Origin of the sequence: Kribbella sp. VKM Ac-2571 (assembly GCF_004362255.1) — a bacterium.
Taxonomy (GTDB): domain Bacteria; phylum Actinomycetota; class Actinomycetes; order Propionibacteriales; family Kribbellaceae; genus Kribbella; species Kribbella pratensis.
Genome location: NZ_SNWS01000012.1, coordinates 228985 through 251123, shown reverse-complemented (window position 1 = coordinate 251123; position 22139 = coordinate 228985). Strand labels below are relative to the sequence as shown.

Below are 22139 nucleotides of genomic sequence, written 5' to 3'. Positions count from 1 at the left end.
GCACCGAGCACCTGCTCGCGACGGCGTGGGAGCGGGACCCATACCCTAGGCTCAGAGGGTGATCGACGAGCGGGTTGTGCTGGTGGACGAGGATGGGCGTGCGGTCGGGACCGAGGCCAAGGCGACGGTCCACCACGCGGCGACGCCGCTGCATCTCGCGTTCTCCTGCTACGTGATCGACGCGGCCGGGCGGGTGCTACTGACCCGGCGGGCGCTCGACAAACCCACCTGGCCCGGCGTCTGGACCAATAGTTGCTGCGGGCACCCACTTCCGGGCGAGCCGGTGGAGCAGGCGGTACGGCGCCGGCTCGCGGACGAACTGTCGATCGTCGTGGACGCCGTGGACCTGGTACTTCCGGAGTTCCGGTACCGCGCCGAGATGCCGACCGGCATGGTCGAGAACGAGATCTGCCCGGTGTACCGAGTGTGGTGGACCGGTGACCCGACGCCGAACCCGGCCGAGGTCGCGGACTACCGGTGGGCCGAGTGGAACGACGTACGGCAGCTCCCCGACCTCTCGCCCTGGTGCCTCTTGCAACTGGACGAGCTCCCGGAACCGCCGGTGGACTGGCCGATCGCCGACCCGACGCGGCTACCGCCCGCCGCCCAGGTCCAGCTCTAGGAGATCCCCGTGTACGGCGACCGCCGCCGTACTCGCATGACCTGCGGCGCCGATCGCGAGCAGTGCCGGACTGGTCGTCGTACCGACCGCGTAGATCCCAGGCATAGTGGTCCGTCCGCCCTCGTCCGTCACGACCGCCCCATCCGCGACCTGACACCCCAAGCGCTCGGCCAGATCACTCTGCTGATGCTGCCGCACCACCACGAACACCCGCCGCGCCGCCAGCTCCACCCCATCCAGCAGCACAGCACCTTCCCGCACCTCTTTGACGGGCTCGGTCCGCACAGCCACCCCGGCCCGAGCCAGCTGATCCACCTGTGCCGCCGTCAGCTCGTCCCCGTCCGTGCACAACGTCACGCCGTCGCTCCACCGGCTCAGCAGCAACGCCCGCGCAACCGACCGCTCCGGCGACCCCCGCATCCCGAGCTGTACCAGCGGCTGATCCCGCACCTCCCACCCGTCGCAGTGCGGACAAGCCACCACCGACCGACCCCATCCGTCAGCCACTCCTGGTACGTCGGGCAACTCGTCCCACAACCCGGTCGCCAGTACGACGGCCCGCACCCGCTCCCCGCCGACGACGAACTCGTCACCGTCCACGTCCACGTCGTCGACCCGCGTGTCCCGCACATCAACGCCGTACGCCGCGACCTGCTTCCGTCCCATCGCCAGCAGCTCGCCCGGCGCGAGATCCTCCGCGCCGAGGAAGTTGTGCACGTGCGACGCGGACCGGTTCCGCGCCCGCCCGTCGTCGAACAGGACCACCCGGCGACGCGCCCGCCCCAACGTCAGCGCCACCTGCAGCCCGGCCACACTCCCACCCACCACCGCAACATCCATGCGTTCATGATACGAGAGATTTCATCTCATATTTCAAGATGACTCATCAGCTCGGCGCCGGACCAGGACCGGCGCTCGGTCTCGGCCGCGCGGATCAGCTCCACCAGCTGTGCGTTGACCGGCGCGGTCCGGCCGAGGGACTCCGCCAGCCGCACGACCTCGCCGTTCAGGTAGTCGATCTCGGTCGTCCGGCCGGCCTCGAGGTCCTCCCACATCGACGTCCGCGCGAGCGGGTCGACGGCCAGCACCTTGCTCGCGAGCCGCCGGAACAGGAAGTCCGGCAACCGCAGGACAGCGGGGAAGCGGTGCATCGGGACGGCCAGAAGCTGGGCCGGCCGGATCCCGGCCGCGTCGAGGAGCCCGAGGGTCTCGGCCTGCGCCGCGGCCAGGCAGCGGCGGTACGCACGCTGCGAGAGCTCGTCGCGCAACGGCAGGTTCGACAGGGCGTTGATGGGGTTGTTGAGGTTCAGCAAGAGCTTCGCCCATTGCACCGGAAGGATGTCGTCGTGCTGCGCGAGCGGCAACCCGGCCTGCTCGAAAGCCTTCAGGTGCGGCGCCAACGCGGCATCCCGCTGTACGTCGAGCGCGCCCTCGGTGCCCTGATGGAATACACCGGCGCCCCGGTTCAGCACGTTGAACGGGACCATCCCGGTCACCACGACCTGCTCGGTCAGCCGCGACCGCAGCATCTCGCCGTTCCGCACGCCGTTCTGGAAGCTCACCACCACGGTCCCCGGCGACAGAACCTCGGCCAGCTCCTCCGCAGCACTCTCGGTAGCGGCGGACTTCACAGTCACCAGCACCAGGTCCGCTTTGGCTGCGCCCGCAGGTGTTGTCTCGAACGGCACGTCAGCGACCCGGAGGTCCGCTCCGAGGTAGTCCGTCAGGTGCAGGCCGTGCGTCGCGAGCTCGGCGGCCATTCGCGGGCGGCCGACGAACGTCACCGGCGTACCGGTTGCGGCCAGCCGGCCACCCACGTAACACCCGATCCCACCAGCGCCATAGACAGCGATCACGAGGAACAACGTACCGAAGGACGGGCCACATACCACCCGCCCTTCGGTACAGCTAGTGCAGTCGCACCCGCGGGTCGAGTACGGCGTACCCGATGTCGACGAGGATGTTCGCCACCACGACCGCCGCCGAGGCGAACAGGACGATGCCGATGATCACCGGCAGGTCCTGCTGGTTGATCGCGACCACGGCGGTCTGTCCGAGCCCGGGCAGGCTGAACACGGTCTCGGTGACGACCACGCCGCCGATCAGCTGCCCGAGGTCGATGCCGAACTGCGTGACCACCGGCGTCAGTGCGCTGCGCAGGCCGTGGACGACGACCACGCGGCTCTCCCGGATCCCCTTCGACCGCGCGGTCCGGATGTAGTCCTCACCGAGAACGTCCAGCATGGAGCCGCGGGTCAATCGGGTATACGTTGCCGCCAGCAACAAGGCGAGGGCGACCCAGGGCAGCAACAGGTGCTGGAACCAGGGACCGACCCCGCCGGTGAGCGGCGAGTAGCCGCCCGCGGGGAACCAGCCGAAGCCGGACAGTGTGAGCCGGAAGTACAGGAAGTACAGCAACAGCAGGCCGAGCAGGAAGGACGGGAACGAGTAGAAGAACAACGCGAACAGCGTCAGTCCGCGGTCCGCCAGCGATCGCGGGTGCGTCGCCGAGATGACGCCGTTGAACACGCCCAGCGCCAGCCACAGCACGGCCGCCCCGAGTGCCAGCGACACCGTGATCGGCAGCGCCTGCCCGATGATGTGTGTCACCGGCACCTGGTGGTAGTAGTCGTACCCGAGGTTCCCCTTCACCGCGTTGCCGAGGAAGTGCAGGTACTGCTGCCAGACCGGCAGGTCGAGACCGAGCCGGTGCTTGATCAGCGCGATCGTCTCCGGCGTACCCTGCCGGCCGGCGAGCGTCTGCGCGACGTTGCTCGGAGCAACGAAGAACAGGGCGAACACCGCCACGCTGATCAGCCACAGGACCAGGATCCCGTGACCGATCCGGCGGATCAGGAACATGGCCATGATCAGGTCCGATCTGCGCGGGGGTCGAAGGCGTCCCGGACCCCGTCACCGAAGAGGTTGAAGGCGAGCGTGGTGACCAGCAGCGCCAGACCGGGGAACAGGATGAACCACCACGCGGTCGTGTAGTAGTTCTGCGACTCGCTGATCATCCCGCCCCAGTCGGGGGTCGGCGGCGGCAGGCCGAGTCCGAGGAACGACAACGTCGCCTGGGTCACGATCACCACGGGAATCAGCAGTGTGGTGTAGACGATCACCGGCGCGATCACGTTCGGCAGTACGTCGACGAACATGATCCGCCGGTCGCCTGCCCCGAGCGAACGGGCCGCCTCGACGAACTCCCGCTCCCGCAGCGACAGCACCTGACCGCGGACGATCCGGGCCACCGACGCCCAGCTGAAGCAGCCGATCACCAGTACTGTGACGGTCAGGCTCGGGCCGGTCACGGACACCAGCGCGATCGCCACCAGCAGGAACGGCACGGACAGCACCACGTCGATCAGTCGCGCCAGGATCGTGTCGGTGATCCCCCCGAGGAACCCCGCGGCAAGCCCCAGTACGACGCCGATGACGACCGTGATGGCGGTCGCGATCACGCCGACGAGCAGTGAGATGCGAGCGCCGTACGCGATCCGCACCAGGACGTCGCGGCCGAGGTCGTCGGTCCCCAGCCAGAACGTGCCGTTCGGTCCGCGCGGCAGGCCGTCCGGTGTCAGTCCGAGGTCGCGGTACTGCTCGTTCGGCGGATGCCCGGTCACGGCCGCGAACACCGGCGCGAGGATCGCCATCAGCACGATGAGCACGATCACGGCGAGCGAGATCATCGCCACCTTGTCCTTGCGCAACCGCCGCAACGCAAGCGAGAACGGACTCCGCCCCTCAATCGCCTGCGGCTCGTCGAGAACATCAACCATCTCGATGGCGCTGGTCATGGGGCCTCCCGGTCTGGACTGAGGAGTGGAGGGAGCGAAGCGACCGGAACGACGAGGGAAGACCGGGAGTCACAGCCCCATGACCCGCCGCGCCGGAGGCGTGGCATCAATACCGTCATGATGCCCTCAGGTCAGGTACGGCGGTGGACAAGTCCTCGCCTACCGTCAACGGGTAGAAGCACGCGGTGCTGTGGTCGGGTTTGTCGGTGAGGACCGGTTCGAGCACTGGTTCCTCGGCTGTGCAGTCGAGGCGCGCCTTCGGGCAGCGGGTGTGGAAACGGCACCCCGCCGGCGGGTTCGTCGCGGACGGGATGTCGCCGCCGAGGATGATCTGCTCGCGGCTGTCGGCGGTGTCCGGGTCCGCTACCGGCAGCGCCGACAGCAGGGCCCTCGTGTACGGGTGCCGGGTCTGGCCGAACAGTTCGCTGGTCGGCGCCAGTTCGACGATCTTGCCCAGGTACATCACCGCGATCCGGTCGCTCACGTGCCGGACCACGGACAGGTCGTGCGAGATGAACACGTAGGTGAGGTCGAACTCCCGCTGCAGATCCGACAACAGGTTGATGATCTGCGCCTGGATCGACACGTCCAGTGCCGACACCGGTTCGTCGCAGATCACCAGCTTGGGTCGCAGCGCGAGCGCCCGCGCGACGCCGATCCGTTGCCGCTGGCCACCGGAGAACTCGGCCGGGAACCTGTTGTAGTGCTCGGGATTCAGCCCGACCAGCTCCATCAGCTCCTGGACCTTCTTCTTCCGTTCGTTGCCGGAGGCAATCTCATGGATCGCGAACGGATCCCCGATGATCGACCCGACCCGGCGGCGCGGGTTGAGTGAGCCGTACGGGTCCTGGAAGATCACCTGCACGTCCCTACGGAGCGGCCGCATCGCCTTGCGCGAGAGCTTGCTGATCTCCTGGCCCTCGAACCACACCGAGCCCGACGTCACGTCGTACAGATGCGCCATACAACGGGCCAGCGAGGACTTCCCGCAGCCGGTCTCGCCGACCAGTCCGAGCGTCTCGCCCTTGTGCACCTCCAGCGAGACCCCGGCGACAGCCTGCACAACCTCCTTGGAATGGGTCGGGAACTCCTTCCGTACGTCGTCGACCTTCAGGAGTACGTCGGTCATGAAGCCACCGCCTCGTTCACGTCGTGGGGGAGCCAGCACGCGGACTGATGACGTGGGTCGCCGCCCACGTCGGTCAGCGGTGGTGGTTCCGAGCACTTGTCGAACACGTGCGAGCACCGGGCCGCGAACGGGCACCCCTTCGGCAGGCTGATCAGGCTGGGCGGTGTGCCCGGGATCGGGGTCAGCCGGTCCTCGCTACGGGCCGGCAGCGAGGCGAGCAGACCTTGCGTGTACGGGTGGTGATTGCGGTAGAAGATGTCCCGGCGCGGCGCGCGCTCCATCACCGCACCGGCGTACATGACGACGACCTCGTCGGCCATCTCGGCCACCACGCCGAGGTCGTGCGTGATCAGGATGATCGCCGTACCGAACTGCTCCTGCAACCGGCGCATCACGTTCAGCACCTGGGCCTGGACCGTCACGTCGAGCGCGGTGGTCGGCTCGTCCGCGATCAGCAGCGCCGGGTCGAGGGCCATCGCCATCGCGATCATCACCCGTTGCCGCATCCCGCCGGAGAACTGGTGCGGATAGTCGTCGATCCGCTCCGCTGCCCGCGGGATGCCGACCAGACTGAGCAGTTCGGCGGCACGTTTCCGGGCCGCCTGCTTGCCGATGGTCAGGTCGTGCGCCCGGATCATCTCCACGATCTGCCAGCCGATCCGGTACTGCGGATGCAGACTGGACAGCGGATCCTGGAAGATCATGCCGATCTGGGCGCCCCGCAGCCGCCGCAGCGTCGCCGGGTCCGCGGTGATCAGGTCGGTGCCGTCGAAGTACGCCGTACCGGAGACTTTCGCGCCGCGGGTGAGGCCGGTGATGGTCTGGGTGGCGACGCTCTTGCCGGAGCCGGACTCGCCCACCACGGCGAGCGTCTGCCCGGCCTCGACGTCGAACGACAGCCCCCGGACGGCACGGACGGTACCGTCCGGGGTGTCGAAGGAGACCCGAAGATCTCTTACTTCCAGTAGGGCCATGAGGTTCAGCCGCCCTGCTTGTCCTTGTCGAGCCAGACGTTCGTGGGATCGAACATCTGCAGGGCCGGGATGTAGACCGCGTTGTGCACCTGGGCCGCGTGGTAGTTCGGGTTCTTCGGGTTGGTCAGGGGGAAGAACGGCGCATCGGCCATGACCTGCGCGTCGGCCTTGGCCCACAGGTCCGCTGCCTGGTCCTGAGTGGGAGCGGCGATGGCCTGATCGATCAGGCCATTGGTGGTCGCGCTGTTGTACAGCCCGAAGTTGCTGCCGATCGGCGGGTACGACGGCTCACCGGAGAACAGCGGGTTGAAGAACGAGAGCGCCGCGTTGCCGTACCAGTCAGCGCCCCAACCGGCCAGCGACAGGTCCCAGGTCCCGCGCCGCGCGACGCTCGGCACCTGCAGGTACTTCACGTAGAAGTCCGCGTTCGGCGACGGTACGCCGACCACCGTGACCCCGACCTTGGACAGGTCCTGCTGAACCGTCTGGAAGGTCTTGCTGCTGCCCTCGGAGGCGTTCCGGTACAGGAACTTCAGCGTCAGGTGCGGGAACCCTGCCTCCTGCAGCAGTTGCTTGGCCTTGTCCACGTTGTTCGGGTACGGGTCGATCTGCTTCGAGCCGACGATGTTGTCCGGCAGGACGTGGGTCAGTGGCGGGTTGATCGTCGGTCCGCCGATGACCTGCAGGATGTGGTCGCGGTTCAGCGCGTAGTTGAGCGCCTGCCGGACCTTCACGTTCTGCAGGGCCTTGTTGTTGTTCGGCGAGACCGTGTTGTAGATGACGTACGGGTTGCTGGACGCGGTCATCCCGAGGTTGAGGTTCTTGTCCTTCTTCGCGATCAGTGCGGGCAGCTGCGACGGCGGCGGGCCGGCGTCGAACTCGAGGTCGGCGCTCGGCGTCCCGGTCTGCAGTTGCTGCTGGATCGAGTCCTGGCTGACGGTTTCGTTCACGACGATCTTGTCGACGTACGCCTTGCGGACCGGGTCGGACGCCGCATCCCAGGCGGGGTTGCGGGAGTACGTGATCGACTTGGTCGGCACCCACTTGTCGACCTTGTACGGGCCGTCGGACGGGAAGTTGTTGCCGAGTTCGGTGCTGGCCGGCAGGTACTTCAGCGACTCGGCCGGCGCGGGCGAGAAGGCGGGCAGCGTCAGCATGTCGACGAAGTAGGTGGCCGGTTTGGTGAGGTGGAACTCGACCGTGCTCGCGTCCTTGGCGACCACGCCCGGCAGCGGTGTCTTGTCGATGTACTCCTGGATCCCGGCGACCGTCTTCGGTGCCTTCGCGAACCCGTCGGCGAACGCCTGGTACCCGACGATCGACTTGGCGAAGTCCGGGATGCCGCCGAACGGCTGCACCGGGTTCGCGGTCCGCTTCACGCCACGGACCATGTCCTCGGCGGTCACCGCGCGGGCGGGGGTGGTGTTCCACTTCGCGCCGGGGCGGATCTTGATCGTGTACGTCTTCCCGTCGGCGCTGATCCCGCCGTTGGCGGCGGTCGGGACGTCCGTGGCCAGATCAGCCACCGGCTTGGTGTTGTCGGTGCCGGGATCGGCCGGGTACGTGAACAGCTGGCGACTCCACATCCGCAGGTTCAGGTAGCCGATCGAGTAGTAGCTGACGTTCGGATCCATGTAGTCGACGTCGCCGGACCCGAGCATGTTCAGGGTGCCGCCGCTGACCGGTGTGCCGGCGGATCCTCCTCCGGATCCGGACGTTGTTCCGCCGCCATTGCTGCAAGCCGCGAGCGCGATGCTCGCGACGGCGGCAAGGGATACTGCCGCCAGCCGTCTTCTGGCCATTGGTCCTCCTCCGGGACTCGATAGCGCCGAAGTTAGGACTCCCGGGCGGGCGTGCGACCGGGGTCACGGAACCGTCAAACAGATGTCAATCGGCGCCCGCGCGAAGATGACGGATTCATGACAGCCGTAACCGCCGTCCGCCCCGGCGGTGAGCGACACTGGTCCCGTGGCACACAGCTTGCTGCTTGTGGACGACGAGCCGCGCATCCGGCGGGTACTGCGGCTTGCCCTGGAGGACGAGGGCTACCAGGTCGCGGAAGCGGCCAACGGGTACGACGCTTTGGCCGCGCTGCGCCGGGAACCGCCGGACGTGGTGCTACTGGACCTGATGCTGCCGGACCGGGACGGTTTCGCGGTGTGCCGGGAGATCCGCCGCGCGAGCGACGTACCGGTGATCATGGTGACCGCGCGGACCGACAGTCACGACGTGGTCGCGGGCCTGGAGGCGGGGGCGGACGACTATGTGACGAAGCCGCTCGTCGCCAAGGAGTTGTCGGCCCGGATCCGGGCGCTGCTGCGCCGGGTCGAGCCGGCCAGCGCGCGGCAGGCGGACCTGCTGGAGATCGGTGACCTCCGGATCGACGTACCGGGGGCCGAGGTGACGCGGGACGGCGACGTACTGCCGCTGACCCGGACCGAGTTCAAGCTGCTCGCCGAGCTGGCCAATGCCGAGGGCAAGGTGCTGAGCCGCGAGCAGTTGCTGTCGAAGGTCTGGGGTTACGGGTATTTCGGTGACAGCCGGATCGTCGACGTACACATCCGCCGGCTGCGGCTGAAGATCGAACGCGACCCGGCCAGCCCGAAGCATCTCGTCACGGCCCGCGGCCTGGGCTACCGACTGGTGAGCTGACATTGCTGGGACGGGTCACCCTCCGAGGCCGCGTGATGCTGGCGTACGGCCTGCTGGCGCTCGGGTTGTCGGCCGTGCTGTCGATCGTGACCTGGACCGTTGTCTCGGACTACCTGGTGCAGCAGCGCGAGTCGGCGGCCGAGACCATCACGGCGGACAACGGGGCAGCGTTGCGGTACGGGCTGTTCGGTCCGCCGGAGCCGTGCCGGCCCAGCCACGAGCGGGTCGAGTGCGAAACCCCGACGCTGCAGCCCGGGGTGTCCGTGATGGAGGTGATGAACAGCCTGCCGTCCACCGACGCGGCGGCCTCGATGCTCTACCTCCAGGACCATTGGTACGCGATGACCGGCAAGCCGTCCGATCTGCCGCCGGACCTGATCGAGAGCGCGATCGGCGGCAACGTGGTGCACCGGCGGATCGAGGTGGGCGGGCAGCCGGTGCTCGCGGTCGGCGTACCGATCGGGCGTCAGGGGGATGCGTTCTTCGAGTGGCATCCGCTGGGCAGCCTGGACGACACGCTGCGGCGGATGAAGATCACCCTGATCGCGGCGGCGATCGCGACCGCGCTGGTCGGGCTCGCGGTCGGGCGGCTGGCGAGCACATTGGCGTTGCGTCCGCTCGCGGAGCTGGCCCGGGTCGCGGACGCGGTCGCGCGCGGGAAGCTCGATGCGCGGTTGCCGGCGGAGGACGACAAGGATCTCGGCGGCCTGGCGCGGTCGTTCAACCAGACCGCGGCGGACCTCGAGCGACGGGTGGCGGCGGACGCCCGGTTCGCCGGCGACGTGAGTCATGAGCTGCGTACGCCGTTGATGACGATGCTGAACTCGATGCAGCTGATCCAGAACCACCGCGCCGAGCTGCCGGCCGCGGTACGGGAGCCGGTCGAACTGCTCGGTGACGACCTGGACCGGTTCCGCCGGCTGGTGATCGACCTGCTGGAGATCTCCCGCGACGACGGCGGCGACCGGGGAAGCCGGGAGATCGTCCGGATCGCCGACCTGGTCCGGGCCGCGGCCGACACGACCGCCGGGCGGGAGGTGACGGTCGTCGCGCCGGAGGCCGAGGCGCTCACGTTGCACGCGGACAAGCGCCGGCTCGAGCGGGTGATCGCGAACCTGGTCGAGAACGCCGAGGACCACGCGGGCGGCTGCAAGGGCGTAGGTGTCGAGGCGGGCGGTCTCGGCGTGATCATCACCGTCGACGACGCCGGACCGGGCATCGCCGTCGAGGACCGGTCCCGGATCTTCGAACGGTTCGGTCGCGGCGAGACCTCGGGCCGTGGCCGCGGTGTGGGTCTGGGCCTGGCGATCGTCGCCCGCCACGTCCAGTGGCACCACGGCACGATCCAGGTCACCGACCGTCAGGGCGGCGGTGCCCGCTTCGTCGTCGAGCTCCCCGCGAAAATCAGCTGACGGATCTTGCCCGCCGCGGTTACCTTGGGGGCATGGCTACTTGCCTCTGTGTCTAGCTGGCGCACCCGCTTCTGCAGGTGAGGTGTGTCCACTAGCTACCACGGAGAGTAACCATCATGATCACCGTTCGCGGTGTAGATATTCGGGTCGGTGCGCAGTTGTTGCTGGCCGACATTTCGTTCAGCGTCGGCGCGGGGGACCGCGTCGGGCTCATCGGCCGTAACGGCGCCGGCAAGACGACCCTGCTGAAAGCCCTGGCCGGTGAGACGCGTCCCGCGGCGGGGCAGGTCACCGTGACCGGGTCGGTCGGCTACCTGCCGCAGGACCCGCGGGCGGCCGATCCCGCGATCACCGTCACCGCGCGCATCCTGTCCGCGCGCGGCCTGGACGTCGCCGTACGGGAGCTCCGTGCGGCCGAGGCCGCGATGAGTACGGCCACCGGTGAGGCACAGGAGAAGGCAATGGCGGCGTACGCGCGCGCCGAAGCCGAGTTCCAGGCCGGCGGCGGTTATGCGGCGGAGGCGGAAGCGGCGCGGCTCGCGGCCGGCGTCGGTCTGCCGAACCGTGCCCTCGAGCAGCCGATCGGTGAGCTGTCCGGCGGTCAGCGCCGGCGCGTCGAGCTGGCCCGGATCCTGTTCGCGCAGCACGACGTACTGCTGCTCGACGAGCCCACCAACCACCTCGACGCCGACTCGGTGCTGTGGCTGCGGCAGTTCCTGCTGGCGTACCCCGGCGGCCTGATCGTGATCAGCCACGACCGCGAGTTGCTCAAGGCAACGGTCAACCGGGTCTTCCACCTGGATCCGCAGCGGCTGACGATCGACGTCCACAACACCGGCTGGACGAAGTACCTCGAGCAGCTGGAGGTGGACGAGCGGCGCCGGAAGCGCGAGCGTGCGGTCGCCGAGCGCAAGGCCGCGATCCTGCAGGCCCAGTCGGCGAAGATGCAGGCCGGCGCGAGTACGGCGATGGCGGCCAAGAACATGGCCCGTCGCGCGGACAGGCTGCTCGCCGGGCTGGAGCCGGTACGCCGAGCCGCACGGGTCGCCAAGATCCGGCTCCCGGCCCCGGCGCCGTCCGGCCGGACGCCGCTGTCCGCAGTCGGTCTGAAGAAGTCGTACGGCGCCTTGCAGGTCCTCGACGGTGTTGATCTGGCCGTGGACCGGGGGAGCCGGGTGGTCATCCTCGGGCTGAACGGCGCGGGCAAGACCACACTGCTCCGGCTCCTCGCGGGCCGCGAAGAGCCGGACGCGGGCCGCGTCGTACCCGGTCATGGACTGCGGCTCGGGTACTTCGCGCAGGAGCACGACACGCTGGACCTGGCCGGCACCGTCCGGCAGAACCTGGCGTCGGTCGCGCCGGGGCTGACCGACGGCGAGGTCCGGAACGTACTCGGTTCGTTCCTGTTCAGCGGTGACGACGTGGACAAGCCGGCCGGGGTCCTGTCGGGTGGCGAGAAGACCCGGCTGGCCCTCGCCGGCCTGGTCCACTCGAGCGCGAACGTCCTGCTGCTCGACGAGCCGACCAACAACCTCGACCCGGCGTCCCGGGACGAGGTGCTCGGCGCGGTCGGCAGTTACCCGGGCGCGATCGTGATGGTCACGCACGACGAGGGCGCGATCGAGGCGCTCCGCCCGGACCGCGTGCTGATCCTCCCGGACGCGACCGAGGACCTGTGGTCGGACGACTACCTCGACCTGGTCTCACTGGCCTGAGCCGCCAGCTTGCTGCCATCTTTGAGAAGCCACCGGTCATTCCTGGGCCGGCGAAGTGGTTGGTGGCTTCACAAAGTTGGTCGAGATGCGCCGCTCGGGGGCGCCCCCTTCACCGTTCGGGTTGCGGTTGCCGGCTTTCGGGAGGTGCTCTACCGTGGACATATGAACAGTTCTGCAGATGTGCAGCATGACGCCTGCAACGTCCGTCTGGTCGATCCGGAGCGGGTGGCGAGTGTCAACGCCAGGATGCCGGGCGAGGAGGACATCGCCGACACGGCCGATGTGTTCGGTCTGCTCGGTGATCCGCGACGGCTGAAGCTGCTCGTCGCGCTGCTCGACGGGGAGCTGTGCGTCTGCGATCTCGCCGCGATCACCGGTTTGAGCGAGTCCGCGACATCCCACGCGCTCAGGTTGCTGCGTGCGCACCGCGTGGTCGGCGTACGGCGGGACGGACGGAACGCGTTCTACCGGCTCGACGACGCCCACGTGCGGATGCTGCTCGATCTCGCGGTCGCGCACACCGAGCACACCGACGCCGTCCACCCTGAGAGGTCGCAAGCATGAGTGCCGGCCACGGGCACGGGCACGGTGTCAGCGCGGCGGCGGACCGGAAGCTGCTGAGCGGTGCGCTTGCGCTGATCGTCGGCTTCATGATCGCCGAGGTGATCGTCGGGTTCGCGGCGGGTTCGCTGGCCCTGGTGACGGACGCGGCGCACATGCTCACCGACGCGATCGCCATCGCGCTAGCACTGCTAGCGATCCGGCTCGCCGCGAAGCCGCCGGCCGGTGGGTTCACGTACGGCTTCAAGCGCGTCGAGATCCTGTCCGCGCAGGCCAACGGCATCACGCTGCTGCTGCTCGCCGTGTACTTCGTGTACGAGGCCGTCAGCCGGCTGATCCATCCGCCCGAGGTCAAGGGTGCGCTGGTGCTGATCACAGGCGTCGTCGGCATCGTGGTGAATCTGTTCGCGACCTGGCTGATCAGCAAGGCGAACCGTTCCAGCCTCAACGTCGAGGGCGCGTTCCAGCACATCCTGAACGACCTGTTCGCCTTCGTCGCGACCGCGATCGCCGGTCTCGTCGTACTGCTGACCGGGTTCGCGCGCGCTGATGCGATCGCCGCGTTCGTGGTCGCCGTACTGATGCTGAAGGCCGGCGTATCCCTGGTCCGGGACTCGGGGCGGATCTTCCTCGAGGCCGCGCCGATCGCGATCGACCCGCACGCACTGGGCACCGAGCTGTGCGCGGTCGAGGGCGTGGTCGAGGTGCACGACCTGCACGTCTGGGAGATCACCTCGGGCGAACCGGCCGCGTCCGCGCACATCCTGGTCGCCGAGGGTCTCGACTGTCACCAGATCCGGATCCGGATCGAGGAAGTGCTTGCCGAGCGCCACCATCTGACGCACTCGACGCTGCAGGTCGACCACGCAACCGCAAGCCAGGGGCCGGAGCACTGCAGCGACTCACACGGCGTGGTTCACCGCGCGATCACAGGCGCTGGACCAGCACCTGACCCAGCCAGTCCACATCATTGACCCGCGGTACGGCGAACTCGGCGTCCCGCGTGAAGCCCTGCTTCTCGTAGTACCGGACCAGCGCCCCGTCGCCGCCGGCGAAGCAGTCCACCCGCAGTACCCGCGCGCCGTCCTCGCGGGCGAGCCCGCGGGCATGCTCGAGCAGGACCCCGCCCAAGTCTTGCCCGGCCGACAGGCGGTCGGTCACGAGCAGCCGCACGTACAGCTCCGGCTCGGTTGCCGGCGGCACGTAGTCGAGGGCGGCGCCGACGGCGAGTGCTCCGACCACTCGGCCGTCCGTCTCGCCCACCCACAGTCCGCCGTCGTCGGCGAAGCCGGTGATCTGCTCGACCCGCCGCGGGCTCGTCGAGTGGGCCGCCGTACCCCACTGGTCGGTCCGCCCGCGGGCCACCAACCATTCGGTCGCCCCGTCGAGGAGCGCCAGCACCGCCGGTACGTCGTCCCGCCCGGCCCGGCGGATCGTCATCTGCACGTTTCCCAGAATAGGTTGGCGGAACATGTCGAAACGCCGTTCGCAGTCTCTACCCAGTTGTGTAGAGAGGAGCTCACCGTGAGCAAGAAGACCGGAAAGCTGGACAAGACCTTCACCGCGCCCCTGCTGAAGAGCGACGCGAAGGGCGGCTGGACCTACGTGCAGATGCCGGATTCGGCGGCGTACTTCGGGACGCGTGGACTGGTCAAGGTGCGCGGCACGATGGACGGCCACCCGTTCGAGAGCTCGTTCATGGCTCTCGGTGACGGGACCCACAAACTGCCCGTGAAGGGCGAGCTGCGGACGCTGCTCGGCAAGCAGCCGGGGGACGAGATCACGGTGTATCTGGAGGAACGTCTCGGTTGAGAGTGCCTTCCTCTTGAACCGCACCGTCGTTTGATCTGAGATCACCGTCACAGCCGGTCATGTTCTGAGTAAGGTCTCTGTGAAGAATCGATCCTGACCGGCTGCTCGGGTGGGGATCATCGCAGGCCGGACCGTACCGTCGATGCCTGGGTGGTCCGACGACGTCAGGAGTGATCGAAGTGCAACGGGGCTCACGGGGCGTGCGATCGGCATGCCCACCACAAGGGCATGTCTTCCGAGCCCACGCCTACTGCGCGGCACTCGGCACGGCACCTCGCCGCACGGGTGCAAAGGCCACGATGCTCCGCATCGAGACCTTCGCCCCCGCACGCCGATGCACCGCACCGAGCACCTGCTCGCGACGGCGTGGGCTCGGAAGACATGCCCTAGCGGATTCGGTCTGACCGTGATCTCGCTGAACAGGATTCTCGGCGCGGCCGGGCTGGTGCTGCTGGCCGGCGGCGCGCTGCTCGGGTTCCGGTCGGTTTCGGCGAGCGGGACCGACTGCGGTTCCGCGTTCCGGCCGGCGGCCGGGATCACGCCGATGGCCTGCGACAACGCACTGAACGGCGCCAGCACGCTGACCACCGTCGTGATGAGCGCCGGCGTGCTGTGCGTGATCGCCGCCGTCGCGGTCAAGGTCATCCGCGACCGCACCCACGAGAAAATCACCGCCTGACCCGCACCTCCTGTGTCAGAGTGCCGCGGTGACGATCGAACCGTTTCGGCTGAACGTGCCGGAGAGCGAGCTGGACGACCTGCGGCGGCGGCTGGACCTGGTGCGTTGGCCCTCGGAGATGCCAGGGGCCGGCTGGTCTCGCGGCGTACCGCTGGACTACCTGCGGGAACTGGTCGGCTATTGGCGCAACGGTTACGACTGGCGGGCTGCCGAGGCACGGCTGAACGCGTGGCCGCAGTACACAACGGTCATCGACGGGGCGGTCGTCCACTTCGCCCACCTCCGCTCGTCGTCGCCGGACGCGATCCCGCTCGTCCTCACGCACGGCTGGCCGGGCTCGATCGTCGAGTTCACCTTCGTCGCCGAGTTGCTGAGCGACTTCCACCTGATCCTCCCGACCATTCCCGGCTTCACCCTGTCCGGCCCGACCACCGAGCCAGGGTGGGAGTTCAAGCGCGTCGCGCGGGCGTGGACGGAGCTGGTCACTCGGCTCGGATACCAGCGGTACGGCGGGCAGGGCGGCGACTGGGGTTCGGCGATCTCCCGCGAAGTCGGGCGGATCGATCCCGAGCGCGTGATCGGCGTACATCTCAACCTCATCCCCGGCGCGGGCGCGACCTCCGAACCGACCTTCGCGGAACTCGCGCCCCTGGATGCAGAGGAGCGCGAGCGGACCTGGGCGTCGTGGCACCGGCAGCAGGAGTTCGCGACTGAGCAGCAGGGGTACGCCGACCTGCAGTCGACCCGCCCGCAGACGCTTGCCTACGCGCTGACCGACTCGCCGGTGGGGCAGCTGGCGTGGATCGCCGAGAAGTTCGCGACCTGGTCGGATTCGCCGATCGACCAGGACCTGCTTCTCACCAACGTCATGCTCTACTGGCTGACGAGGACCGGCGGATCGTCCGGCGCGATCTACTACGAGCGCGCGCACGCGTCGTACTGGGGTCAGCCGGCCGAGCCGTCGCGGACGCCCACGGCGCTCCTCGATCTGGCGCACGAGAACTTCATCCCGCTACGACACAAGGTCGCCCACACCGACAACATCGTCCGCTGGACCAGCCACCCGCACGGCGGTCACTTTGCCGCGCTCGAACAACCCGAGGTGCTGGCCGCGGACATCCGTGCCTTCTTCACGACTCTCACGGCTTGAGTACGAGCTTGCCGGTGGTGCGGCGGGCGAGCAGATCCTCGTGTGAACGGCGGGCCTCCTCCAGTGGGTACTCGGCGCCGACGAGTGGGCGGAGTTTACCTGCGGCCGTGAGGGCGAGCAGCTCGGTCAGCGGCTCGACGTACCCGCCCGGCTCGTCCATCGCGGGCACCAGCCAGAAGCCGGCTACCGAAAGGTTGCGTTGGGCAAGCGCACTCGGGTCGATGCTGGGCCGGCCCTCCCGGCCGGCGTTGCCGTAGTTGACCAGGCGGCCGAAGCCGTTGAGTGTTTCCAGCCCGGCCAGCATCGTCGCGCCGCCGGTCGAATCCAGTACGACGTCAACACCGTCGGTCACCTCCCGGATCCGGCCCACGTAGCCGTCCGGATTGTTGTCCACAGCAACATCCGCGCCGAGCTCCAGCGCGAGCTCCCGCTTCGCCGCGGTCGATGCCGTCGCGATGACCAGGCCGGCCCCGAAGTGCTTGGCGAGTTGCACCGCGATCGATCCGACACCGCCGGCCGCAGCGTTCACCAGCACGGACTCGCCCGCGCGGAGCCGGGTGCTGTTCCGCAGTACGTGCCAGGCCGTCAGTCCTTGGATGAGCAGCGCGAGCGCCTGCCCGTCGCTGACCTCCTCGGGTACGTCGACCGCGCGGGACGCCGGCGCCACGGCATACTCGGCGTACCCTCCGCCCGTCTCGAGGATGGGGGAGAGGACGCGGCGGCCGGTCTCGGTACGGCCGACGATCTCGACGCCGGGGACGAACGGGAGCGTGACGCCGCCGCGGTACGAGCCGTCGGTGCGATGGGTGTCGGCGAAGTTCACGCCGGCCGCGCCGACCTCGACGAGCAACTGGCCGGGGCCCGCGACCGGTGGTTCGAGCTCGGTCGGTACGAGGACCTCGGGGCCGCCGAGCCGGGTGACCTGGATTGCGCGCATGGGGTGTCTGTCCGATCTGCCGGGCGAACTATCGTGACCCCATGAGTTTTACCGGTTTTCCGGCTGCGGCGCTGGACTTCTACGATGATCTCGAAATGGACAACACCAAGACCTTCTGGACGGAGCACAAGCACGTCTACGACGAGTCGGTCCGGGCGCCGATGGCCGCGCTGCTGGCGGAGCTCGAGGAGGAGTTCGGTACGGCGAAACTGTTCCGCCCGTACCGCGACGTGCGGTTCGCCAAGGACAAAACGCCGTACAAGACCCACCAAGGCGCCTTCATCGACGTCGCGCCCGCCACCGGGTGGTACGTGCAGGTGTCCGCACCCGGCGTACGGGTCGCGGCCGGTTTCTACGAGGCGTCGTCCGAGCGTCTGGCCCGCGTCCGCACCGCCATCGACGACGACCGCCGCGGCAAACAACTCGAGAAACTCCTCGCCAAACTGGTGAAGGCAGGCTGGACCGTAGGCGGCGACAAACTCAAAACCAGCCCCCGAGGCTACGACCCCGCCCACCCCCGCATCGACCTACTCCGCCACAAATCCCTCACCGTCAGCAAGAACTACGGCTTCGAACCCGTAATCCACACCCCAGCCCTAACCACCCAAATCCGCAAAGACTGGCGAGCCACCCAACCCCTCATCCAATGGCTGACGGACAACACCTAACAGGTGCTGTCAGCTCGAGCCGGAAGGGTCGCGGGGAACCGCCAGAACAGACGCGGATGTGGCGGTCGGTTGGGAGGGGTGGTTGCGTGAGGCTCATCGGTCGCTGAGGTTGCGGGTGATGTCGCGGATCATCAGGATCGCGACGAGTGCGGTGCCGATGGAGAGCGCCCACATGCCGAGGATCATTGCGAGCCACCTCGTTCCGTTCGTGCCTGAAGCGTTGCCATGACACGACCGTACGGAGGGTAATGACTCTTGTACCATACGAATCCAGGTACACGTAATGCAGCGGATCTGGATTCATGGTTGGTGGATCGGTCGGTTTAGTCAGACTGCGTACCTTCGCGACCGCGAAAACGAGAGGTTGTGGATAAATGCCGAGACCAGCCGGTCCGCCGACCGTTCGGCTTCGGCGACTCGCGGCCGAGCTTCGAACGCTGCGCTCGGAGGCCGGCCTGACCCGCGAGCTGGTCCAGGAACGCACCGGTGTCAACCAGGGCACGCTCTGGCGCATCGAGAAGGACCAGGCCAAGCCGCACACCGGCACTCTCGAGACCCTCTTCGACCTGTACGGCGTGCCTGAGGCCCGCCGTACCGAACTCATCGAACTGGCCCGAGGCGGAAAGCAACCGTGGTGGCTCCGCCAGCTCAAGGATGTGATGTCGCAGAGCTACGCCGCATACATCAGCTTTGAGTCGGAGGCCAAGGTCGCGCACAACTACGAATCGCTGTTTGTTCCGGGGCTTCTGCAAACGGAGGAGTATGCCCGTGCGGCGCTGGCCGACGGTTTGCCGAGAGACACCGACAGGTTCGAGTTGAGCGTGCAGACCCGGATGGAGCGGCAGCGCATTCTGAGCCGGACGCGAGACGGTCGAGATCCGCTGGAGCTTTGGGCGGTGATCGACGAGGCGGCATTGCGCAGGGAGGTCGGCGGCCGTGCTGTTATGCGCGCGCAGCTCGGCCGGCTCCTGGAAATGAGTGAGCGCCCGAACATCACGCTGCAGGTGATTCCGTTCGACCGCGGGGTTCATCCCGGGATGCTCGGTGCGTTCGTCCAACTGAAGTTCGGTGCGGTGGCACCCGACATCGTCTATGTGGAGAGTGTGGCCGGCGACATCTTCCTGGAATCGGAGGCAGAGGTCGAGCGTCACAGCCTGGTTTTCGACCACCTGCGTGCCACTGCACTCAGCCCGCGTGACACCAGCGCCTTCGTCGCGGGACTGATCGCGCAATGACGAATCGCGTCCTTATCCACAACCTCGCGTTCTAGCTGTACGTCGGTACCTCGCCGAGCCGAAACAGGCCGCATCAGGCACCACTGGACCGCTCAGATTCGAATGGTGCGTGACCACGCGATCTCCGTACCGTCGTTGCATGGCGACCGCAGAACTGAACCCGCCGTACCGGGCCGGCTCCAATCACGGGGGCGGGGCTGGACCTGCTTGAAGAGCTGACCGGCCATCCCCTCGTCTTCATCAGCCGCACCCCATGATCAGCGGGGCGGGCATGCCGGCCCCTGTCGCCCGTGCTCGTCCCGCTCTCCACACAAGACCCGCACCAGTTGACCAGAGCGGACTGCGGTCAGCTCTCGAAGTCCTTCTTGATGTTTGTGAGGATGTCGCGGGTTTTGTTGGGGGGTGGGGCTGCGACGCAGAGGGCTTCCATGGTGGCCGTGTACTGGTCGAGATCCTCGAGTTTGTCCAGGTACAGGGCACTGCTGAGGTGCTCGATGTAGACCATGTCCGGGAGATCCTGCTCCGGGAAACGGAGGATGCTATAGGCGCCGCCGGTGGCTGCGTGGCCGCCGACGTCGAACGGCATCACCTGCAGCGTGACGTTCGGGTACTGCGACGCCTCGAGCAGGTGGTCGAGCTGCGCGATCATCGCCTTGACGCCGCCGATCGGCCGACGGAGCACCGCCTCGTCGACGACCGCCCAGATCCGGACGGGGTCCGGACGGGTCAGGATGCTCTGGCGGCTGGTTCGCAGCGCGACCCGCCGTTCGACCTCCTCGGCCGGAATCAGCCCGCGGCCCAACTGGATCACGGCGCGGATGTAATCGGGGGTCTGCAGCAGGCCGGGTACGAACTGCAGCTCGTAGACACGGATCAGCTGCGCCGCGGCCTCGAGGTCCAGGTAAGAGTGGAACCAGCTCGGGAGTACGTCGCCGTACCGGTGCCACCATCCGGGGTTGTTCGCCTCGCGGGTCAGAGCGAGGAGGCGCTCGCGCTCTTCCTCGTCGTCGACGCCGTACAGAGTAAGAAGGTCACGGACGTCGCGCTCCTTGAGGCCGACGCGGCCGAGTTCCATCCGGCTGACCTTGGACTCCGACGACCGGATCTCCCACCCCGCGTCGGACCTGCTGATCCCTGCTGCCATCCGCATCCGGCGAAGATGCCCGCCGAGAATGATGCGCAGCGCGGTCGGCCCGCTCTGCGCGCCCGACTCGGTCACACCCACCTCCCAGCGGCCCCAGCGGTCTTCGTCGGCAACCTCATCCGCAGGTGCACATCATCGCATGCCCGAGCGGTGATCTGCCGGAGTTCTTACAAAAGAGCGTCGTATCCGCACCAGCGATCACGGAGTGTAAGCCTAGTCGATCCCGGTCAATCTTCTTTGTCAGTACATAGTAGGCCGTCCGGCAGGCGTCGAACACTGTTCGCCGGTGGTCGATCCAGGCTCATGCAGGCGGAAAGTGGCCCGATCTGGTCTCAAAATGGAAAACGTGCGGATGCACGTGCATCGGGCGCTTGCATTCGCCGCGTGCCGACGCCATGATTGATTCATGCACAGAAGGTGAGCTGGGTCTCGCGAAAAGTGACATCGCGTGATCCGGCAGGCCGGTCCTACAGACCGCCGACGGCCCCCCGTTGGCATGACTGGTTGGGGAACCCGAGTCGATGAACGACGACGACAGTGAGGTTGTGGAGCAGACCGCCGCGATGGCAGGCGGACGTGCGCCCGAGGAGCTGACGGAGCGGGAGATCCAGGACCTGGTCGCGCGTTGCCCCGAGCAACAGCGCTGGGCCTTCGAGGGCTGGTTGCGCGGCGTTCGCCAACTCGACGGCGACCCGATCGTGAGCCTGGCCCCATGACCACCGACAGAGCAACAGGAGGACGGAAGATGGTGCGGATCTGGCTGGGCGACCACCTGATCGCCGAGTACGTCGCGGAGCCGGACCGCGCGTCGCGGTACCAGCGAGTGATGACGCCGAAGTTCACCGGATTGCGAATCACCGTTGACAATGCGGCGACCGGAAAGGCGTCCGAGCTGCCGAGCGAGCAGCTCTGGCCGCTCACCGTCCAGTAGTCCATACCCGCCCCTCGGGCAACGCCAGGACCGACTCTCTTCGGAGGGTCGGTCCTGGCGTTTTCGTACGTCGAGCGACCGCGCGGCACTGCGCCGGCCGACGGTCGTTCGAGGTCGTCCGGCAGGTCGTCGTACCGATGTTCTCAGGGCACAGGAAAGGGCCCCTTCGTCACTCGCCTGGCGAAGGGGCCCTTGCTTCTGAGTTGCCCTTGTTGCTGGTTCTTGCTCAGATCAGGTAGCCGAACTCGCCGTCCTGAACGCCACCGAGGAACGCCTCGATCTCTGCCTTTGTGAACACCAGCGCCGGTCCCTCGGTGAAGCGCGAGTTGCGTACCGCCACACCGCCGTCCGGCAGCTTCGCAACCTCGACGCAGTTTCCGTTCGGGCCGCTGCGGCGGCTCTTGCGCCAGATCAGCTCGCTGTTCGAGTCGCCGGGCATGCCGTTGTAGATCGCAGTCATCAGCTGCACCTTCCGTACGTCCTTGGCATATGCACGTGCATTTGGGCTTGCATCTGCATCGTACACACTTTTGGTCCGTGTGTCCGCTCCCTTACGTCCTGTGATCTTCGCGTGGTCAAACGAGCGTTGGTCGCCGCCTCCCGGTCGCGATCGGTGACCGTTTTCGACGGCTTCCGCATCGGCATGCATGAGTTTCGAGAATGTGGGGTACGACTGCTCTTGTAGGCATGACCGTGGTTCAGCGAAGTGCCACGCCGTGAC

At 67.7% G+C, this 22139-nt stretch carries 24 protein-coding genes; 13 read left to right on the top strand and 11 right to left on the bottom strand.

All coding sequences use genetic code 11. The annotated features are described in order from the left end of the window. Positions 1 to 58: 58 nt before the first annotated feature. A complete protein-coding gene (idi, locus tag EV651_RS26175; RefSeq protein ID WP_133787893.1) occupies positions 59 to 622 on the top strand; it encodes an isopentenyl-diphosphate Delta-isomerase in 564 nt (187 codons plus the stop codon). On the opposite strand, the gene EV651_RS26170 is transcribed toward idi, so the two are convergent. The 7 genes from EV651_RS26170 to EV651_RS26140 form a co-directional block, all read right to left on the bottom strand. Then, complete coding sequence (locus tag EV651_RS26170) at positions 593 to 1462, bottom strand: NAD(P)/FAD-dependent oxidoreductase (protein ID WP_133787892.1); 870 nt, start codon at positions 1460 to 1462, stop codon at positions 593 to 595. The genes idi and EV651_RS26170 overlap by 30 nt on opposite strands. Before the next feature lie 26 nt (positions 1463 to 1488). Continuing rightward, positions 1489 to 2478, bottom strand: coding sequence for a 2-dehydropantoate 2-reductase (locus EV651_RS26165; RefSeq protein ID WP_238157197.1), 990 nt, complete (start codon positions 2476 to 2478; stop codon positions 1489 to 1491). Between the two features lie 52 nt (positions 2479 to 2530). Continuing rightward, positions 2531 to 3490 (bottom strand): ABC transporter permease, encoded by a 960-nt coding sequence (locus tag EV651_RS26160; RefSeq protein ID WP_133787891.1) that lies wholly within the window; start codon positions 3488 to 3490, stop codon positions 2531 to 2533. Positions 3491 to 3492: 2 nt separating this feature from the next. Continuing rightward, on the bottom strand, positions 3493 to 4419 hold the full coding sequence (locus EV651_RS26155; RefSeq protein WP_133787890.1) for an ABC transporter permease: 927 nt from the start codon (positions 4417 to 4419) through the stop codon (positions 3493 to 3495). Between the two features lie 115 nt (positions 4420 to 4534). Further along, entirely contained in the window at positions 4535 to 5548 is a 1014-nt protein-coding gene (locus EV651_RS26150; RefSeq protein WP_133787889.1) for an ABC transporter ATP-binding protein, read from the bottom strand. Then, the gene (locus EV651_RS26145) at positions 5545 to 6522 is read right to left on the bottom strand and encodes an ABC transporter ATP-binding protein (RefSeq protein WP_133787888.1); all 978 of its coding nucleotides are present in this window, start codon (positions 6520 to 6522) and stop codon (positions 5545 to 5547) included. Before EV651_RS26145 ends, EV651_RS26150 begins: the two co-directional genes overlap by 4 nt. A 5-nt stretch (positions 6523 to 6527) precedes the next feature. Continuing rightward, on the bottom strand, positions 6528 to 8324 hold the full coding sequence (locus tag EV651_RS26140; protein ID WP_133787887.1) for an ABC transporter substrate-binding protein: 1797 nt from the start codon (positions 8322 to 8324) through the stop codon (positions 6528 to 6530). 166 nt (positions 8325 to 8490) lie between these two features. On the opposite strand from EV651_RS26140, the gene EV651_RS26135 reads away from it, so the two are divergent. From EV651_RS26135 to EV651_RS26115, 5 genes are all read left to right on the top strand, one after another. Further along, complete coding sequence (locus tag EV651_RS26135) at positions 8491 to 9174, top strand: response regulator transcription factor (RefSeq protein WP_133787886.1); 684 nt, start codon at positions 8491 to 8493, stop codon at positions 9172 to 9174. A gap of 2 nt (positions 9175 to 9176) precedes the next feature. Continuing rightward, positions 9177 to 10586: a HAMP domain-containing sensor histidine kinase gene (locus tag EV651_RS26130; protein ID WP_133787885.1), complete on the top strand. Its 1410-nt coding sequence runs from the start codon at positions 9177 to 9179 to the stop codon at positions 10584 to 10586. 116 nt (positions 10587 to 10702) lie between these two features. After that, complete coding sequence (locus tag EV651_RS26125; protein ID WP_133787884.1) at positions 10703 to 12301, top strand: ABC-F family ATP-binding cassette domain-containing protein; 1599 nt, start codon at positions 10703 to 10705, stop codon at positions 12299 to 12301. Between the two features lie 162 nt (positions 12302 to 12463). Continuing rightward, positions 12464 to 12865, top strand: a complete 402-nt coding sequence (locus EV651_RS26120; RefSeq protein WP_133787883.1) for a helix-turn-helix transcriptional regulator — start codon at positions 12464 to 12466, stop codon at positions 12863 to 12865. Continuing rightward, positions 12862 to 13836 carry a cation diffusion facilitator family transporter gene (locus EV651_RS26115; protein ID WP_133787882.1) on the top strand — a complete coding sequence of 325 codons (975 nt, stop codon included), beginning with the start codon at positions 12862 to 12864 and terminating at the stop codon, positions 13834 to 13836. The genes EV651_RS26120 and EV651_RS26115 overlap by 4 nt, the downstream gene beginning before the upstream one ends. Here EV651_RS26115 and EV651_RS26110 read toward each other — a convergent pair. Then, a complete protein-coding gene (locus EV651_RS26110; RefSeq protein WP_133787943.1) occupies positions 13790 to 14302 on the bottom strand; it encodes a GNAT family N-acetyltransferase in 513 nt (170 codons plus the stop codon). The two genes, EV651_RS26115 and EV651_RS26110, sit on opposite strands and share 47 nt — an antisense overlap. A gap of 84 nt (positions 14303 to 14386) precedes the next feature. Between EV651_RS26110 and EV651_RS26105 the strand changes: the two genes are divergently transcribed. The 3 genes from EV651_RS26105 to EV651_RS26095 all read left to right on the top strand — a co-directional run bounded on the left by EV651_RS26105 (position 14387) and on the right by EV651_RS26095 (position 16503). Beyond that, positions 14387 to 14674, top strand: a complete 288-nt coding sequence (locus EV651_RS26105) for a DUF1905 domain-containing protein (RefSeq protein ID WP_133787881.1) — start codon at positions 14387 to 14389, stop codon at positions 14672 to 14674. 406 nt (positions 14675 to 15080) lie between these two features. After that, a complete protein-coding gene (locus EV651_RS26100; protein WP_238157196.1) occupies positions 15081 to 15353 on the top strand; it encodes a hypothetical protein in 273 nt (90 codons plus the stop codon). Positions 15354 to 15381: 28 nt separating this feature from the next. Continuing rightward, positions 15382 to 16503 (top strand): epoxide hydrolase family protein, encoded by a 1122-nt coding sequence (locus EV651_RS26095; protein ID WP_133787879.1) that lies wholly within the window; start codon positions 15382 to 15384, stop codon positions 16501 to 16503. Here EV651_RS26095 and EV651_RS26090 read toward each other — a convergent pair. After that, positions 16493 to 17440, bottom strand: coding sequence for a zinc-binding dehydrogenase (locus EV651_RS26090; protein ID WP_133787878.1), 948 nt, complete (start codon positions 17438 to 17440; stop codon positions 16493 to 16495). The genes EV651_RS26095 and EV651_RS26090 overlap by 11 nt on opposite strands. Before the next feature lie 41 nt (positions 17441 to 17481). Here EV651_RS26090 and EV651_RS26085 point away from each other — a divergent pair, with 41 nt between their 5' ends. Further along, positions 17482 to 18108 carry a DUF2461 domain-containing protein gene (locus tag EV651_RS26085; protein ID WP_133787877.1) on the top strand — a complete coding sequence of 209 codons (627 nt, stop codon included), beginning with the start codon at positions 17482 to 17484 and terminating at the stop codon, positions 18106 to 18108. Positions 18109 to 18482: 374 nt separating this feature from the next. Continuing rightward, complete coding sequence (locus EV651_RS26080) at positions 18483 to 19343, top strand: helix-turn-helix transcriptional regulator (protein WP_133787876.1); 861 nt, start codon at positions 18483 to 18485, stop codon at positions 19341 to 19343. Between the two features lie 346 nt (positions 19344 to 19689). Here the strand turns inward: EV651_RS26080 and EV651_RS26075 are convergent, their stop codons facing one another. Further along, entirely contained in the window at positions 19690 to 20562 is an 873-nt protein-coding gene (locus EV651_RS26075; RefSeq protein ID WP_133787875.1) for a helix-turn-helix transcriptional regulator, read from the bottom strand. A gap of 446 nt (positions 20563 to 21008) precedes the next feature. Between EV651_RS26075 and EV651_RS26070 the strand changes: the two genes are divergently transcribed. Then, positions 21009 to 21203 (top strand): hypothetical protein, encoded by a 195-nt coding sequence (locus EV651_RS26070; protein ID WP_130381785.1) that lies wholly within the window; start codon positions 21009 to 21011, stop codon positions 21201 to 21203. Continuing rightward, positions 21200 to 21418 carry a hypothetical protein gene (locus tag EV651_RS26065; protein ID WP_238151293.1) on the top strand — a complete coding sequence of 73 codons (219 nt, stop codon included), beginning with the start codon at positions 21200 to 21202 and terminating at the stop codon, positions 21416 to 21418. Before EV651_RS26070 ends, EV651_RS26065 begins: the two co-directional genes overlap by 4 nt. A gap of 226 nt (positions 21419 to 21644) precedes the next feature. On the opposite strand, the gene EV651_RS26060 is transcribed toward EV651_RS26065, so the two are convergent. Then, positions 21645 to 21878, bottom strand: coding sequence for a DUF397 domain-containing protein (locus EV651_RS26060; RefSeq protein ID WP_133787874.1), 234 nt, complete (start codon positions 21876 to 21878; stop codon positions 21645 to 21647). Between the last annotated feature and the right edge of the window lie 261 nt (positions 21879 to 22139).